Annotated in this window: 10 protein-coding genes and 1 pseudogene; 1 reads left to right on the top strand and 10 read right to left on the bottom strand. The window is 63.2% G+C overall.

The genetic code is table 11. From position 1 onward, the window contains the following. Positions 1–3: 3 nt before the first annotated feature. The 6 genes from melA (AC0V8S_RS34680) to melA (AC0V8S_RS34705) form a co-directional block, all read right to left on the bottom strand. Positions 4–1,374, bottom strand: a complete 1,371-nt coding sequence (gene melA, locus AC0V8S_RS34680; protein WP_475436128.1) for an alpha-galactosidase — start codon at positions 1,372–1,374, stop codon at positions 4–6. Between the two features lie 20 nt (positions 1,375–1,394). Next, on the bottom strand, positions 1,395–3,062 hold the full coding sequence (locus AC0V8S_RS34685; RefSeq protein WP_475436130.1) for an ABC transporter ATP-binding protein: 1,668 nt from the start codon (positions 3,060–3,062) through the stop codon (positions 1,395–1,397). A 10-nt stretch (positions 3,063–3,072) separates the two neighbouring features. Next, positions 3,073–4,212 (bottom strand): ABC transporter permease, encoded by a 1,140-nt coding sequence (locus tag AC0V8S_RS34690; protein WP_475436131.1) that lies wholly within the window; start codon positions 4,210–4,212, stop codon positions 3,073–3,075. Further along, on the bottom strand, positions 4,213–5,220 hold the full coding sequence (locus AC0V8S_RS34695; RefSeq protein ID WP_475436133.1) for an ABC transporter permease: 1,008 nt from the start codon (positions 5,218–5,220) through the stop codon (positions 4,213–4,215). A 110-nt stretch (positions 5,221–5,330) separates the two neighbouring features. Continuing rightward, positions 5,331–7,412 carry an ABC transporter substrate-binding protein gene (locus AC0V8S_RS34700; RefSeq protein ID WP_475436135.1) on the bottom strand — a complete coding sequence of 694 codons (2,082 nt, stop codon included), beginning with the start codon at positions 7,410–7,412 and terminating at the stop codon, positions 5,331–5,333. Between the two features lie 106 nt (positions 7,413–7,518). Then, a complete protein-coding gene (gene melA / locus AC0V8S_RS34705; RefSeq protein ID WP_475436137.1) occupies positions 7,519–8,985 on the bottom strand; it encodes an alpha-galactosidase in 1,467 nt (488 codons plus the stop codon). Positions 8,986–9,051: 66 nt separating this feature from the next. Between melA (AC0V8S_RS34705) and AC0V8S_RS34710 the strand changes: the two are divergent. Further along, positions 9,052–10,109: pseudogene (locus tag AC0V8S_RS34710) on the top strand (AraC family ligand binding domain-containing protein). Between the two features lie 22 nt (positions 10,110–10,131). Here AC0V8S_RS34710 and AC0V8S_RS34715 read toward each other — a convergent pair. From AC0V8S_RS34715 to AC0V8S_RS34730, 4 genes are read right to left on the bottom strand one after another with little or no spacing between them, the layout of a single operon-like run. Next, on the bottom strand, positions 10,132–12,159 hold the full coding sequence (locus AC0V8S_RS34715) for an aldo/keto reductase (protein WP_475436138.1): 2,028 nt from the start codon (positions 12,157–12,159) through the stop codon (positions 10,132–10,134). A 35-nt stretch (positions 12,160–12,194) separates the two neighbouring features. Beyond that, entirely contained in the window at positions 12,195–13,289 is a 1,095-nt protein-coding gene (locus AC0V8S_RS34720) for an ABC transporter ATP-binding protein (RefSeq protein ID WP_475436140.1), read from the bottom strand. Positions 13,290–13,297: 8 nt separating this feature from the next. Then, positions 13,298–14,134 carry a carbohydrate ABC transporter permease gene (locus AC0V8S_RS34725; protein WP_475436141.1) on the bottom strand — a complete coding sequence of 279 codons (837 nt, stop codon included), beginning with the start codon at positions 14,132–14,134 and terminating at the stop codon, positions 13,298–13,300. Then, positions 14,131–14,991 (bottom strand): carbohydrate ABC transporter permease, encoded by an 861-nt coding sequence (locus tag AC0V8S_RS34730; protein WP_183456267.1) that lies wholly within the window; start codon positions 14,989–14,991, stop codon positions 14,131–14,133. The genes AC0V8S_RS34725 and AC0V8S_RS34730 overlap by 4 nt, the downstream gene beginning before the upstream one ends. Between the last annotated feature and the right edge of the window lie 24 nt (positions 14,992–15,015).

Genomic DNA, 15,015 nt, shown 5'->3' on the forward strand with positions numbered 1-15,015 from the left:
CGGTCAGGCCGCCTCGGTCTTGCGGCTTGTGCGCGCCCAGGCCGGCAGCCAGTCGCCGTGAGCTGCGAGAAGGTCATCGACCAGTGACCAGATCTGGTCGAGGTCGAGCTCGGCCGCCGTGTGCGGATCCATCATCGCCGCATGGTAGATGTGCTCGCGGTTCTCGCTCATCAGCGCCCGCACCGTCAGTTCCTGGACGTTGATGTTGGTGCGGATCAGCGCCGTCAGCTGCGGCGGCAGGTCGCCTATATAGGTCGGCTGGATGCCGGAGGCGTCAACCAGGCAGGGAACCTCGGCGGCGCAATCCCTGGGCAGCGAGGTGATGCAGCCATTGTTGCGGACATTGCCATAGATCACCGACGGCTCGCCGGTCCAGACCGAGTTCATGATCGAGGAGGCATACTCCCTGGACTCCTCGACCTCGATGCGCTGGGCCGAACGGTAGGCCTGCGCCTGATCTTTCCAACGCTCGATCTGCTCGATGCAGCGTTTGGGATATTCGTCGAGCGGAATGCCGTATTTCTCGATCAGATCGGGGCGGCCCTCCTTGATGAAATAGGGCGTGTATTCGGCGAAATGCTCCGAGCTTTCGGTGACGAAATAGCCGAGTCTGGTCAGCATCTCGTAGCGCACCTTGTTGGGGCAGCGCGGATTCCAGCCCGGCTTGGGCGCGCGGCCCTCGCGATAGGCGCGCACGAGATCCGGATAGAGGTCGCGGTAGGAGCCGTCGGGCTGGCGGTGCTCGAATTTCAGGTAGAAGGCCATGTGGTTGATGCCGGCCGACCGGTAGCGGATCTCGTCATAAGGCAGGGAGAGGTCGTGAGCGAGTTCCATCGCCGTGCCTTGCACCGAGTGACAGAGCCCGACCTGCTTGATGTCGGGGTATTTCTCCGAAATCGCCCAGGTGTTGATCGCCATCGGATTGACGTATTGCAGCATGATCGCTTCGGGGCAGACGGCGAGCATGTCCTCGCAGATCTTCCACAGATGCGGCACTGTCCTCAGGCCGCGCATGATGCCGCCGACGCCGAGCGTGTCGGCGATCGTCTGGCGCAGGCCGTATTTCTTCGGCACTTCGAAATCGGTGACGGTGCAGGGCTCATAGCCGCCGATCTGGAAGGCGACGACGACGAAATCGGCGCCGGCAAGCGCCTTGCGCTGGTCGGAATAGGTCTCGGCCTTTGCCTTCACGCCGAGCGTCGCGATCAGCTTGTTGACGACGATAGCGCTCTCTTCCAGCCGCTGCGGATTGATGTCCATGAGCGCGATCGTCGCGCCCGAGAGTGCTGGGCGCTGCAGCACGTCGCCGACGATGTTCTTCATGAACACCGTCGAGCCGGCGCCGATGAATGTGATCCTGGGATTTCTTGCCACTTTAAACCTCCGGCACTTTGCTACGCCACGTCGAATGCGGCCCTGACGAGCCGTTCGGTGTAGGCGGTCTTGGGATTGGTGAGGACTTCGTCGACAGGGCCTTGCTCGACGATCTTGCCGTTCTGCATGACGATAACGCGGTGGCACAGCGCGCGCACCACTTTGAGGTCATGCGAGATGAAAAGGTAGCTCAGACCGCGCTCGTCCTGCAGCTTGCGCAGCAGATCGATGATCTGCGCCTGCACGGACAGGTCGAGCGCGGATGTCGGCTCGTCGAGTAGGATGAATTCGGGCTCCAACGCGATGGCGCGGGCGATGGCGACGCGTTGCCGCTGGCCGCCGGAGAATTCGTGGGGAAAGCGCGACAGGATATCGCCGGGCATGCCGGCGCTGACCAGCGCCTCGCGCACCCGGTCGAGCCGCTCGGCCCGCGTCGCGCCGATGCTGTTGACGATCAGCCCTTCCTCGATGATCTGGCCGATCGTCATGCGCGGGTTGAGCGAGGAGAACGGATCCTGGAAGACGATCTGCATACGCGAGCGAAACGGCCGCATCTCGTTGCGTGACAGGCCGTGGATCGGCTGGCCGTCGAAACGAATCTCGCCGCGCTTGGCGTCGGTCAATCTCAGCAGCGCCTGGCCGAAGGTGGTCTTGCCGGAACCGGATTCGCCGACCAGCCCCAGCGTCTCGTGGCGGCAAAGTTTAAGGCCGAGATCGTCGACGGCGACCAGCTCGCGCCAGTCCGGCTTCAGGAAACTGCCGTGGCGCAGCATGAAGCAGACGCGCACATCATTCGCCTCGAGGATGGCGCCGCTGCCCTCAGGAAGCGGTTGCGGACGCCCGCGCGGCTCCGAGGCGAGCAGCCGCTGCGTGTAGGGGTGCTGTGGGTCCGCGAACAGCCGCTCGGTGACGTTGTGCTCGCACATCGCGCCATGCTGCATGACATAGACGTAGTCGGAGAATTTGCGCACCACGGTGAGGTCGTGGGTGATCAGGATCACCGCCATCCGCAGCTCTTTCTGCAGGTTGCGGATCAGGTTGAGGATCTGCGCCTGGACGGTGACGTCGAGCGCGGTGGTCGGTTCGTCGGCGATCAAAACGTCGGGATTGTTGGCCAGCGCCATGGCGATCATTACGCGCTGGCGCTGACCGCCCGAGAGCTGGTGCGGGTACTGTTTGAGCCGCGCTTCCGGCTCGGGAATCTGCACATGCCGCAGCAGTTCAAGCGCCCGTGCCCATGCTTGCCGGCGGCCCACCTTGCGATGCACCCGGATCGCCTCGACGATCTGGCTGCCGACCGTATAGATCGGGTTGAGCGAGCTCATCGGTTCCTGGAAGATCATCGAGATGCGGTTGCCGCGCAGCTTGCGCCGCTCGCTCTCGGGGAATTTCAGGATGTTCTGGCCGTCGTAACAGATGCTCGATTTCGGCGACACGGTCGCCCGTCTGGACAGCAGCCCCATGACGGCGCGCGCCGTCACCGACTTGCCGGAACCGGACTCACCGACGATGGCGATCGTCTCGCCGCGATAGAGCTGGAACGAGATGTCCTTCACCGCTTCGACGACACCGTGCTCGACCTTGAAGGCCACCTCGATGTTGCGGGCGTCGATGATGGGCTGATCCTGGCGCCCGTCATGGTCATGACGAACGATGGGTGCGAAGGACTCGGCGAGTACGACGGTCATCCCAGCCACCTCAGTACGGATCGACGGCGTCGCGCAGGCCGTCGCCCAGCGCGTTGAAAGCAAAAACGGTGGCGAGCACGAAACCGACCGGCGACAGGATCCAGGGATAGGTGCCTATGACGGAATAGGTTGCGGTGTCCTGCAGCATCAGGCCCCAGGAGATCAGCGGCGGCTTGACCGCAAAGCCGAGGAACCCGAGGAAGCATTCGAGCAGCACCACGGTCGGGATCGCCAAGGTGACCGCGACGATCACGTGGCTCATCACATTGGGCAAAATGTGCTGCAGGATGATGCGCCGGTCGGTGGCGCCGACCGCCATGGCGGCGCGCACATACTCGATGCGCGCCAGCGCCAGCGTCTTGCCGCGCACCTCGCGCGACATCTGCGCCCAGCCCAGTGCCGACATGACGATGATGACGAAGGCGAGGAAGACATTGGTCGGCGCGGTGACGGGGATCAGCGTCGTCAGCGCCAGATAGAGCGGCAGTTGCGGGAAGGCGAGCACCAGTTCGACGAAGCGCTGCGTCCAGATATCGAACCGGCCGCCGAAATAGCCCGAAACCATGCCGACGGTGGTGCCGATGACGGTGATGATGAAGACGACCGTCAGCGCGATCATCAGCGAGACCCGTGAGCCGTGTACGGCGCGCGACAGCACATCGCGGCCGAACTTGTCTGTGCCGAGGAAATGCACCGGCTGGCCGTCCGTCGAGGCGAAGAAATGCCGGTCCGCCGGGATCAGTCCGAAGAGCTTGTAAGGCGCGCCCTCGACAAAGAAGCCAAGCAGCCTTGGATGGTCGTAGTCGGGGCCGACGACGGGCTGGAAGGTGACCGGATCGAGGTCGGCCGAATCGGCCAGCGCATAGACCCGCGGCCGCATGACAAAATTGCCGTCCTTGTCGTGGAAGGAAGGCAGCTGCGGCGGCGCGAAGCCGACATCGGTCGCCTTCGGATCCATCGGCGCCAGGAATTCGGCGAAGACGGCCATCACCAGCAGCAGCACGACGAGCCAAAGCCCGGCCATGCCGGTCCAGGAGCGCTTCAGCCGGCGCCAGACGAGCGCGATATAGCTCTCATTGCCGCGCGCCGGTCTGGCGACGATGGGTCCTTCGGCCGGCAGCGGTGTCGGTGATGGATCGCGGGCCAGCATCTAGCTCTCTCCGTATTGGCGGATGCGCGGGTCGAGCAGGACGAGCAGCATGTCGGCAATGATGTTGCCAACGATCAGCGTCGCCGCCAGCACCATCATGAAGGTGGCGGTGACATAGACATCGCCGACTGCCATCGAGCCGACAACCGCCGGGCCGACGGTCGGCAGCGCGAAGATGATCGCCGTCTCGATCTCGCCGGTGAGCATGTAGGGCAAAACCACGCCCTGATACATGACGAGGGGATGCAGCGCATTGGGCACGGCGTGACGCATGACGACGGCGCTGCCGGTCAGACCCTTGGCTCTAGCGGTTTCGACATATTGGGCGTTGAGCGTATCCAGCAGATTGCCGCGCATGACGCGCATATTGTAGGCGAGGCCGCCGAAAGTGGCGATCGCGACCACCGGCCAGACATGCTTGACGAGGTCGACGAACTTCGCCCACGACCATGGCGCGCCGCCATATTGCGGCGAGAAGAACGAGCCGATCTCCGAGGCGTTGAACTGGAAGACCAGCAAGTAGACGATGATCAGCGCCATCAGGAAGCGCGGCACCGTCATGCCGAGGAAGGAGATGGCCGACAGTGTCGAGTCGATCCAGGTGTATTGCCTTGTCGCCGCCCATATGCCGAAGGTAATGCCCAGCACCGAGGCGAGCAGATGGCAGACCAGCGCCAGAAGCAGCGTGCGCGGCAGCCGCTCGCCGACCACATCGGCCACCGGCTTGTTGTAGTAGAGGCTGTAGCCGAAATCGCCGCGCGTGATGATGCCGCCGATCCAGTTGAGATACTGGACGGGCAGTGGCTTATCGAGGCCGTGTTCGACACGGTAGGCCTGCGCCTGCGCATCGGCCTCGGCGAAGGAAGCGCCGCCCTGGTTGATCAGCTGCGAGCGGATGTAATCGGCATAGTCGCCAGGCGGCGCCTGGATGATGGCGAAGGTGACGAGGCTCAGTATGGCGAGGACCGGAATTGCCGACGCTATGCGCATAGCCAAGAATCGCAACATGGTCTGCCTGCTTCCTCATTCGCCGGACGCTCCCGTTGAGGGCCGTTCGGAGGGTTGGTTCACCCGGCCGCGCCAGCAGCGCGGCCGGGTCTTGGTCAGGGGAGGTAAACTTACATCGGACCTTTGTCTCCAGGCTTGCCGGGAAGCTCTTGCGGGAACAATTCGTATTTCGCCTGCTTGTCGGCCTTGACGAAGACCCGTTCGCGGACGATCGAATCCTCGGCCCAGTTGAACATGAAGATCGGCGTGCCCTGCGGAATGTTCGAGAAGCGCTTGTGGACGATCAGCGCGCCGGGATATTCCGTCAGGCCGACATTGTAGACATGTTCGGTCGAGATCTTCTGGAACTCCCTCATCAGACTGGCGCGTTTGTCATTGTCCTCTGACGCGACGAACTTGTTGACGATGTCGACAAGGTCTTTTTCGAAAGGCATCAGGTCGACTTCGCCGCTTTCCGGCGCGCGGTGGTTCCAGCTGGTCTTCGGACCGACGGGTGCGAGCTGCTCGGTGTTCTGCACGACCGAGGTCAGTTCCTGGTCGTTGCGCCGGATCAGCCAGTCGAAGCGGCCGGAATATTGCGACGCATCGCGCTGGGTGCCGTTGAGACCGTTGAGCACAACCCTAAGGCCAAGCTTTTCCATCTGGGCGACGACGCCTTCGGCGAGGCTTTTGTCGGTGCCGTAGTCGTTGTTGACCAGCATCACGATCTCGACATTCTTGCCGCCGGCGGTGCCGCCGGGAAAGTTCACGAAACCGTCGCCGTCCGTATCCTTGAGACCGGCCTTGGCGAGTTCCGCCTTGGCGCCCGCGAGGTCGAAGGGATAGTAGACGGTGGACTTGCGGTCATAGAAGCTGGTGCCCGAGGAGAAGCCGCCGGGATAGATGGCGGTGAACGGACCCTTGACGAGGGAGTCGCCCAGCGCCTTGCGGTCAAGCGCCATGGTGACGGCCTTGCGGAAGTCCTCATTGCGGTTCAGCTCGCGGACCGCCTGGCTGCGTTCGTCCGGGTTGCCCCAGCCATTGCCGGAATAGTTCAGGCGCAGATTGTAGCCGATGAGGCGCGGGCCGAAGGCCAACCGCGCCGGCGCATTCGCTTCCGCCGCGCGCTTCAGCGAGGCGACGAAATTCTCCGGCTGCTCGAGATTGGAGAAATCGGCCGAGCCGGCGACCGCCTGGACGTCGCGGTCGGCCCAGGTCGACAGCTTGTACTGCAGCTCGTTGAGGTAAGGCAGCTGGTTGCCCTTTTCGTCGACCTTCCAGTAGTAAGGATTGCGGCGCATGACGATGATGTCGTCCGGCCGGTATTCGACCGGCACCCAGGCGCCCATCACCGGCATGTTCATATATTCCGGCGGAAAGGCATTCTTGAACTGGTCGTAGGTGTTCTTCGAATATTTCGGATGCTGCGGCTTCAAGATGTGCGCGGGGCCGGGGCAGAAGGTGCCGTAGGCCATGGCGTAGAGGTACTGTTTCGGGAAGGCGTCCTTGAACGTCCACTCGACGGTGTAGTCGTCGATCTTCTTCAGCGTCGTGCCGACACCGAAGGTTTCCGGCGTCGCGCCATTGAGCGGCGAGACGTTCGGGTCGACCACCTCGTCATCCCAGTAGAACATGACATCGTCGGCGTTGAAGGCGACGCCATCGGACCATTTGGCGCCCTCGATCAGATGCATGGTCAGCTTGTGGCCATCCTTCGACCACTCCCAGCTCTTGGCGAGGTTCGGCAGCGGCTCGGTGTCCTTGGCTTCGACCTGGAACAGCGGCGCGGTGCGCGTCAGGCATTCGGAGAGGCCGATATCGATGCCGCCCCAGCCTTGCGTCTGGCCGGCGCCATAGTTCCAGCCCTCCGGCCGGCCGCCGATGACATGGCGCATCGTATCGCCATAGACGCCGATGCCATCCGGCATGTTGGCTGTCTTGAAGACCAGCGGCTCCTTCGGCAGCCGGTCCTTGACCGGCGGCAGCTTGCCGGTCTTGACGTATTTCTCCGTCACCCAGTCCGGCTCGTGATATTCCGGCAGCGCCTTGAACTCCAGGATGGAGTCGCGCGGGACATACTTGATCTTGCCCTCGGCCGGAAAGGTCGCCGGCACCGGCGGGACTGTCGGCTCTGATGCGAAGGCGTTGAGCGCCGGAACGGAGACGCTCAGCGCCAGTCCGGCGGCAATGCCAATGCTGCGTAGATTCCTCATTATCTATCTCCTCCCTCGTGTTCAGACGTTTGCTGCTGCGCGTCTTCTGCCTGGACGCTGACTGCGGCGGACCTGCCTCCCAAGGTCCGTCGCTGCGCCGAGATTTTCAGCCGGCCTGTTTGAGCGCGGCTTTCTCGGCGCGCAATTCCTCGATCGAGCGCACGTTTCGCCGTGCGGCGCCGTCCCATTCGCGGGTCTTCACCTGCGATTTCGATAGCCGTTCCTTGGCGGCCGGAACCGCATGCGCGTATTGCGGCAGCCAGGCGGCCTGGGCGACAACCATTTCGTCGACCATCTGCCAGACTTCCTCCGGCGTCGACACCGCGCCGACCAGCGGGTCATGCAGCACGGCGAGCTTCAAGAGATCGATGTCGCCTGATATCGCGGCATGGACCGACATGCGCTGGACATTGATCGACGATATGCAGGTGGCCGCACAGGCTTCCGGCAGCGTGATGCCGGCGGCCATGTTGATGCCGAAGCGGTCGACGAAGCCGGGCGATTCGATGATGGCGTCCTGCGGCAAATTGGTGATCACGCCATTGTTCTTGACGTTGAAATGGCCGCGATAGACACGGTTGGTCTCCAGCGCCTCGAGGATGTGGCTGGCATGCTCGTTGGAGCGTTTTGTCGGATCGATCGGCTTCGATGCTGCTTCGAGGAATTGCGGATATTCCGTCTCGAACCAGTTGCGGGTTTCGGTCGAGTAGCGCAGATAGCCGCCGGTCTCGCCGTGGATCCAGTCGGACATGTCGATCCAGCGCGTGATCTCGTCGGGCCGCTTGCGGTACCAGGGCAGATATTCGGAGAGATGTCCGTTGCTTTCGGTCGAATAGACGCCAAAGCGCTTCAACACATCGATGCGCAGCTTTTCCTGCTGCGAATAGACCGGATGCGCCTCGAAGGCGGCAACCAGCTCGTCCTTGCCGACCTTGCGGCCGTTCAGCCGCAGGTCGATGAACCAGGTCTGGTGATTGATGCCGGAGCAGACATAGTCGAGTTCCTGCCTGGACTTCGCGCCCAGCACCGTGGCGATCTGCTCGGCGCCATGCTGGACGCCGTGGCAGAGGCCGACCGTGTCGACCTTGCCGTACTCGATCGCCGCCCAGGTGTTCATCGCCATCGGGTTGGCATAGTTGAGGAATTTGGCGCCCGGCGCGGCGACCTCACGGATATCCTTGCAGAAGTCGAGGATCACCGGGATGTTGCGCTGGCCATAGAGGATGCCGCCGGCGCAGATCGTGTCGCCGACGCACTGGTCGATGCCATATTTCAGCGGAATACGGATATCGTCGGCATAGGCTTCGAGACCGCCGACCCGCACGCAGCTGATGACATAGCGCGCGCCTTCCAGCGCCTTGCGGCGATCGGTTGTCGCCGACACTTTTGTCGGCAATCCGTTCGCCTCGACGATCCTGTCGAGGATCGCCTTGATCATCCCGAGATTGTGCTCGCTGAGGTCGGTCAGCGCGAATTCGATATCCCTGAATTCGGGCACGCAGAGGATGTCGGTGAACAGTTTCTTGGTGAATCCGACGCTGCCCGCACCGATGATAGCGATTTTGAAACTCATCCGCCGCACCTCATCCTATTCCAATGACAGGCCGGGAATGACAGGGGCGGGCTGCAGCCACATGCCATGGCATGTGTGCGCGACAAGCCGGATTCCGGCCTGCCAACCTCCCTGTCCGCTCCTCGCCTGCGGATCTCTCTCGCTTTTCCGGGGCGATTATGCCCTTATTCACGAGCGCGACCAGAGAAGGATTATGCTTTCAAGGGTAATTTTGTGCTGCAGGATTTGATCGCCAACGGACAGTCGATGCGGACGATCTCGCTGCCGCGGGGGGCGCCAGCGCCTGCACGCCATGCCGACGAGCACCGGCTATGAGGTGCGCGAGGACGAGACCTACGACTGGGATGGGCGCAAGCGCGGCCAGACGCCATTCACCGTGCTCCAGCACACGATCAGCGGAACCGGCCAGCTGCGCTACGAAAACCGCAACTATCGCCTGCAAGCGAACGACACGCTGCTGGTGCTGGTGCCGCATAACCACCGCTACTGGCTGGCCAAGGACGAGCGCTGGGAATATTTCTGGATTTCGATGAACGGCGAGGAGGCGCTGCGGATCCACAAGTCGATCCTCAGCGTCTCCGGTCCGGTGTTCCGGCTGCAGCCGACGACGATCGATCACCTTGCCGATTGCAGCCTGCGTCTGGTCAAGGGGGCGGCCTCGCCGGGTGCCGCGTCCGCTATCGCCTATGAGGCGGCGATGGCGCTCTACGACGATGTCTTCGGCTCCCATGCCTTTGCCGAGAAACTGAGCGCCATGCAGCCGGTCATCGACCACATCAATGCCAATCTCGACAAACCGCTGCCGGTGGCGGACCTCGTCCAGATCAGCGGCCTCAGCCGCGCTCATTTCTCGCGCTGCTTCGCCGAGAGCGAAGGCTTGCCGCCGGCCGAGTTCGTCCTGCAGCAGCGCCTGCAACGGGCAGCGAAGCTCTTGACCAAGGCGGATTTCCTGCCGGTGAAGGAAGTCTCCAGCCTGTGCGGCTTCGAGGACGCAAACTATTTTTCAAAGGTCTTCCGCCGACTCTACGGCACGACGCCCAGCCAGTTCCGCACCACCGGCATGTACGCCAGCATCGAGAACTCCGGCCAGGCGCGGCGTCAGGGTGTCTGATAACGAGACCTGACGCCGCTTTGAGGCGTGTCCTATCAGGCGGCGTGCAGGCTGCCACCGTCCAGCCATTCGAGATCGGCCGGCGAAAGCGCGATGTCGAGCGCCCGCAGACTGTCGTCCAGTTCGCCCAGCGTGCGTGGCCCGATCAGCGGAACCGACGGGAAAGACTGATTGAGCACATAGGCCAGCGCAATATGGATCGGGCTCTTGCGCAGTCTGGCGGCAAGCTCGATCGCCCGGTCGCGACGGCCGAAATTGCGCTCCGAATACCAGACCCGCACCAGTTCCTCGCTGTCGCGCCGGTCGCGCCCGGCGCGCTCGGTGAAGAAGCCGCGGCCCTGGCTCGACCAGGCGAAATTCGGCATCTGCCTGGATGTCAGCCATGCCTTCCAGTCGTCGGTGGACGAGGTGACACAACCCGCCCAGATCGGCTCCAGCATTTCGGCCAGCGAAAAATTGTTGGAGAGCGCACCGGGCTTCTGCTTGCCGGTACGCTCGGCGTAGGCAATCGCCTCGTCCATGCGCTGCATCGTCCAGTTCGAGCCGCCGAACGGACCACGGATGCGGCCGGCCTTGACCTCGCGATCCATGGCATCGACGAATTCGCCGACCGGCACGTCCGGATTGTCGCGGTGCATGAAATAGATGTCGACATGGTCGGTCTGCAGGCGGTCGAGCGACTGGGCAAGCTGCTTGCCGATCACGTCGGGATAGCAGAGCGGTGAATGCGCGCCCTTGGCAATGATCACCGACTGCTCGCGCACGCCACGGTTTTTCAGCCATTCGCCAAGCAGCTTTTCGGTGTAACCGGCGCCGTAGACAAAACCGGTGTCGAAGAGGTTGCCGCCGGCCTCGAAGAAGGCATCGAGCAGGATAGAGCCCGAGGAGAAAGTGCGGAAATCCTCGAAGCCGAGCGCCACGACGGACGCTGGTTTCGCCAGGCCCGGAATGGCGCGCTTGCCGATCGCTGTGCCGCCCGACCGCAGAGGCCGGCCGGAGATGGTGCTGGTGCGCAGCGTAGCCTTTTCGATCTCATATTCCAGCCCAGCCGCGGCACGCCATCTGTCGAGCACGCGCAAGGTGCCGAGACTGTCGGCCCAGTCCATGCCCGGCCAGGCGAATTCCTGCCGCCCGGCAAGGATGGCCTCGCCGGCCCCGTCGACCTCGAAGGAATAGACATGGTGCTTTTCGTCGACGCTGACCGTCTCGCGCGACCCGTCAGCACCGATCACGTCGATCCGGCCGAGGCCGATATCGCGATTTCCCCCGGCGAACCAGAAGTCCGGCACCTCGATGCTGCCCTTGGTGCCGAGGATGCGCAGAACATTGTCCTGGTTGAGCGAGATGCTGCAAGACACCTCGGCGACGATGCCGCCGGGAAAATGCAGCAGCGCCGAGGCCCATTCGTCGACGCCCGACTGGCCAAGATGGGCGGTACCAACCACCTTGTCCGGCTCGGCAAAGGGAAGGCCTGCCGCCGCCCCGGCAATCAGCCGGACCATCGACACGGGATAACCGCCGACGTCGAGGATGCCGCCGCCTGCAGAATCGTTGGCATAGAGCCGGTGCTCAGGCATGAAGCGCGGCATGGCGAAGCCGAAACTCGACTTGATCATGCGGATCTCGCCGATGATGCCCGACTTGACCAGTTCCACCAGTTTCAGCGTCTGCGGATGCAGCCGGTACATGAAGGCTTCGCCGAGAAAGGTGCCGGCCTTGCGCGCGGCATGCATCATGGCGTCGGCCTCGAAGGCGGTCAGCGCCAGCGGCTTTTCGCACAGTACATGCTTGCCCGCTTCCGCCGCCCTGATCGCCCATTGCGCGTGGCCGGGATGCGGAACCGCAATGTAGATGGCATCGATGTCAGGATCGGCAAGCAGCGCTTCATAGCCGTCGACGATTCGGGCGCCGGGAAATTTCTCCGCGAGGCCTGGCTTGGCGGGATTGCGTGCGCCGATGGCGACCAGTCTGCCGGTGCGCGAAGCGGCCACGCCGCCGGCGAAGGCCTGGGCGATGCTGCCCGGGCCAAGAATGCCCCAGCGGATGGGCGTGGTTGCGGTCATTGTCATTCTCCTTGAAGGCTGGAAGGGGCGGCTGGTCAGCGCAGCCGCAACCCGTTTTCGTCGAACAGGTAGGATTTGCGGATGGAAACGGTGACCTTGGAGGTGGCGGGAACCTTCGCCGCGTCGCGCTGGATCACCACGTCTTCGCCATGCGCCGTCCTGGCGTAGAGAAAGCTCGTGCCGCCGAGATGCTCGACCACGTCGATGGCGACGACAAGGTCGGTGTCACCTTCTCCGGCGTCGCCGAAATGTTCGGGTCGCACGCCGACGATGACGTTACTTCCAATTTTCGGGCTGCCCGCTTCGGGCGAAGCGCCGGTCAGCGGCTGGGTGATACGGGTCTTCTCCTGGCCCGCCAGTTCGACGATGACACCACGCGCATCGTGCCCGACGATTTGCGCCTTGATGAAGTTCATCTTGGGTGAGCCGACAAAGCCGGCCACGAACAGATTGTCGGGATCGTCGTAGAGATCGAGCGGCCGGCCGATCTGCTCGATGTGGCCGGCGCGCAGCACGACGATCCGGTCGGCGAGCGTCATCGCCTCGGTCTGATCGTGCGTGACATAGACCATCGTCGCGCCGAGTTCCTTATGCAGGCGCGAGATTTCGACCCGCATCTGGACACGCAGTTCGGCGTCGAGATTGGAGAGCGGCTCGTCGAACAGGAAGACCTGCGGCTCGCGCACGATGGCGCGGCCGATGGCGACGCGTTGGCGCTGGCCGCCGGAGAGTTTCTTCGGGCGCCGGTCCATCAATTCGCTGATGCGCAGGATTTCCGCTGCGCGCTTCACCCGCCGCTCGGTGTCGGCCTTCGGATTGCCGGTCATGCGCAGCCCGAAAGAGAGATTCTGCTCGACGCTCATATGCGGATAGAGCGCGTAGGACTGGAACACCATGGCGATGCCGCGATCGGCCGGCTCGACATCGTTGACCAGCTTGCCGCCGATGGCGATCTCGCCGCCGCTGATGTCCTCGAGCCCGGCGATCATCCTGAGCAAGGTGGACTTGCCGCAGCCGGAGGGGCCGACGAAGACGACGAACTCGCCGTCCTTGATGTCGATGTTGGCGCCATGGACGACCTCGAAGGCGCCGAAGCGCTTGACCACATTGCTCAGCGTAACGGTTGCCATGCTGCCTCTTACTTGACTGCGCCGGCGGCGATGCCGGCGATGAAATGGCGCTGCAGGAGCACGAAGACGATGAGCATCGGCACGGTCAGCATCACGGCGCCGGCCATGATGCCGCCCCACGACACTTTGGTGAGGCCGATCAGCGTGCCGAGGGCCACCGGCGCCGTCATCGAGCCCGGCTGGCTGTTGATCAAAAGCGGCCAGAGATAATTGTTCCAGGAGGCAAGGAACAGGATGATGGCGAGCGCGGCCAGCATCGGCCGCGCCAGCGGCAGCGCGACGAAGAGGAAGATGCGCCATTCCTTCACGCCTTCGACGCGGGCTGCATCGAACAAATCGTCCGGCATCATCGAGAAGCTTTGGCGCATGAACAGCACGCCGAGCGAATTGAACAGCGGCGGCACGATCAGCGCCACCCAGGTGTTGGCGAGCTGGAAGTCGCGCGCCACCATGATGAATTGCGGGATCAGCACCACCGCATAGGGCAGCGTGATGGTGCCGAAGATGATGCCGACGACCACCCCCTTGCCGAAGAACTGGTAGCGGGCCAGCGCCCAGCCGGCCATCGACGTCAACAGCACCGACAGGAAGGTGTAGGTCACCGCCACGGAGACGGAGATGCCAATGGCACCGACGAAGTTGGTGTCGCGCTGCAGATTGTTGAAATTGTCGACGAAGTTGCCGTGCGGCAGGAGCTCGATGCCGGGACTGAAGATGCCGTTGTCGGGCATCGTCGAGAACACCACCATCATCCACAGCGGGAACAGCCAGACCAGCGCCAGCGGGGTGAGGAAAAGATGCAACGCAATGCTGCGCCGCAGGCGGGCGGAAGAGAGCGAACTCATTGCTTTTCCCTCGTCAGCCACAGTTGCACCAGCGTGATGGCGATCGCCAGCGCCGCCATGGTGTAGGCGACGGCCGAGGCATAGCCGAAATTGAGCGACCGGAACCCCTGGCGGTAGAGCAGCAGGCCGAGCGTCTCGGTGCCGCCACCCGGCCCGCCGCGCTCGGTGATCAGGAAGGGCTCGGTGAACAGCTGCATGGTGCCGATGATCGACAGCACCAGGCAGAACACGATGACCGGCTTCAAGAGCGGCAAGGTGATGTGGAAGAACTGTTTGAGCTTGCTGACGCGGTCGAGCGTCGCCGCCTCGTAGACATCCTCGGGGATGGATTGCATGCCGGCCAGAAGGATGATGGCGTTGTAGCCGGCCCAGCGCCAGGTGACCGCGATCATGATCAGCGCCATGGCCGGCGTGACATTGGAGAACCAGTCGATCTTGGGCAGCCCGACGCTGTTCAGGAGCTTGTTGACGATGCCGAAATCGAGGCTGAACATCAGCCGGAACACCGCCGAATAGGCGACCTCGCCGACAACGACCGGAGCGAAGAAGGCGAAGCGGTAGAGCCCCCTCGCCTTCAACAGCGGCGAATTCAAAAGCACGGCCATCACCATGGCCAGCGCGATCATCACCGGCACCTGGATGACGAGGATGAGCAGCGTGTTCTTCAGCGCGTTGAAGAAGGCCGGATCGCCGATCAGCCGGCCCCAGTTGAAGCCCGGCGCAAAGCGCCAGGGCACGGTGCGTGTCGCCTGGAACGAGATCATGAATGAAGAGATGATCGGCCACACCCAGAAGACGGAGAAGATCAGCAGATAGGGCGCCAGGAAACGATAGGCCGTGGCGTTGCGGTTGCGCATCTTCCTCCTCCCTCATATCCGGTG

It is taken from the genome of Mesorhizobium oxytropidicola (genome assembly GCF_056174625.1).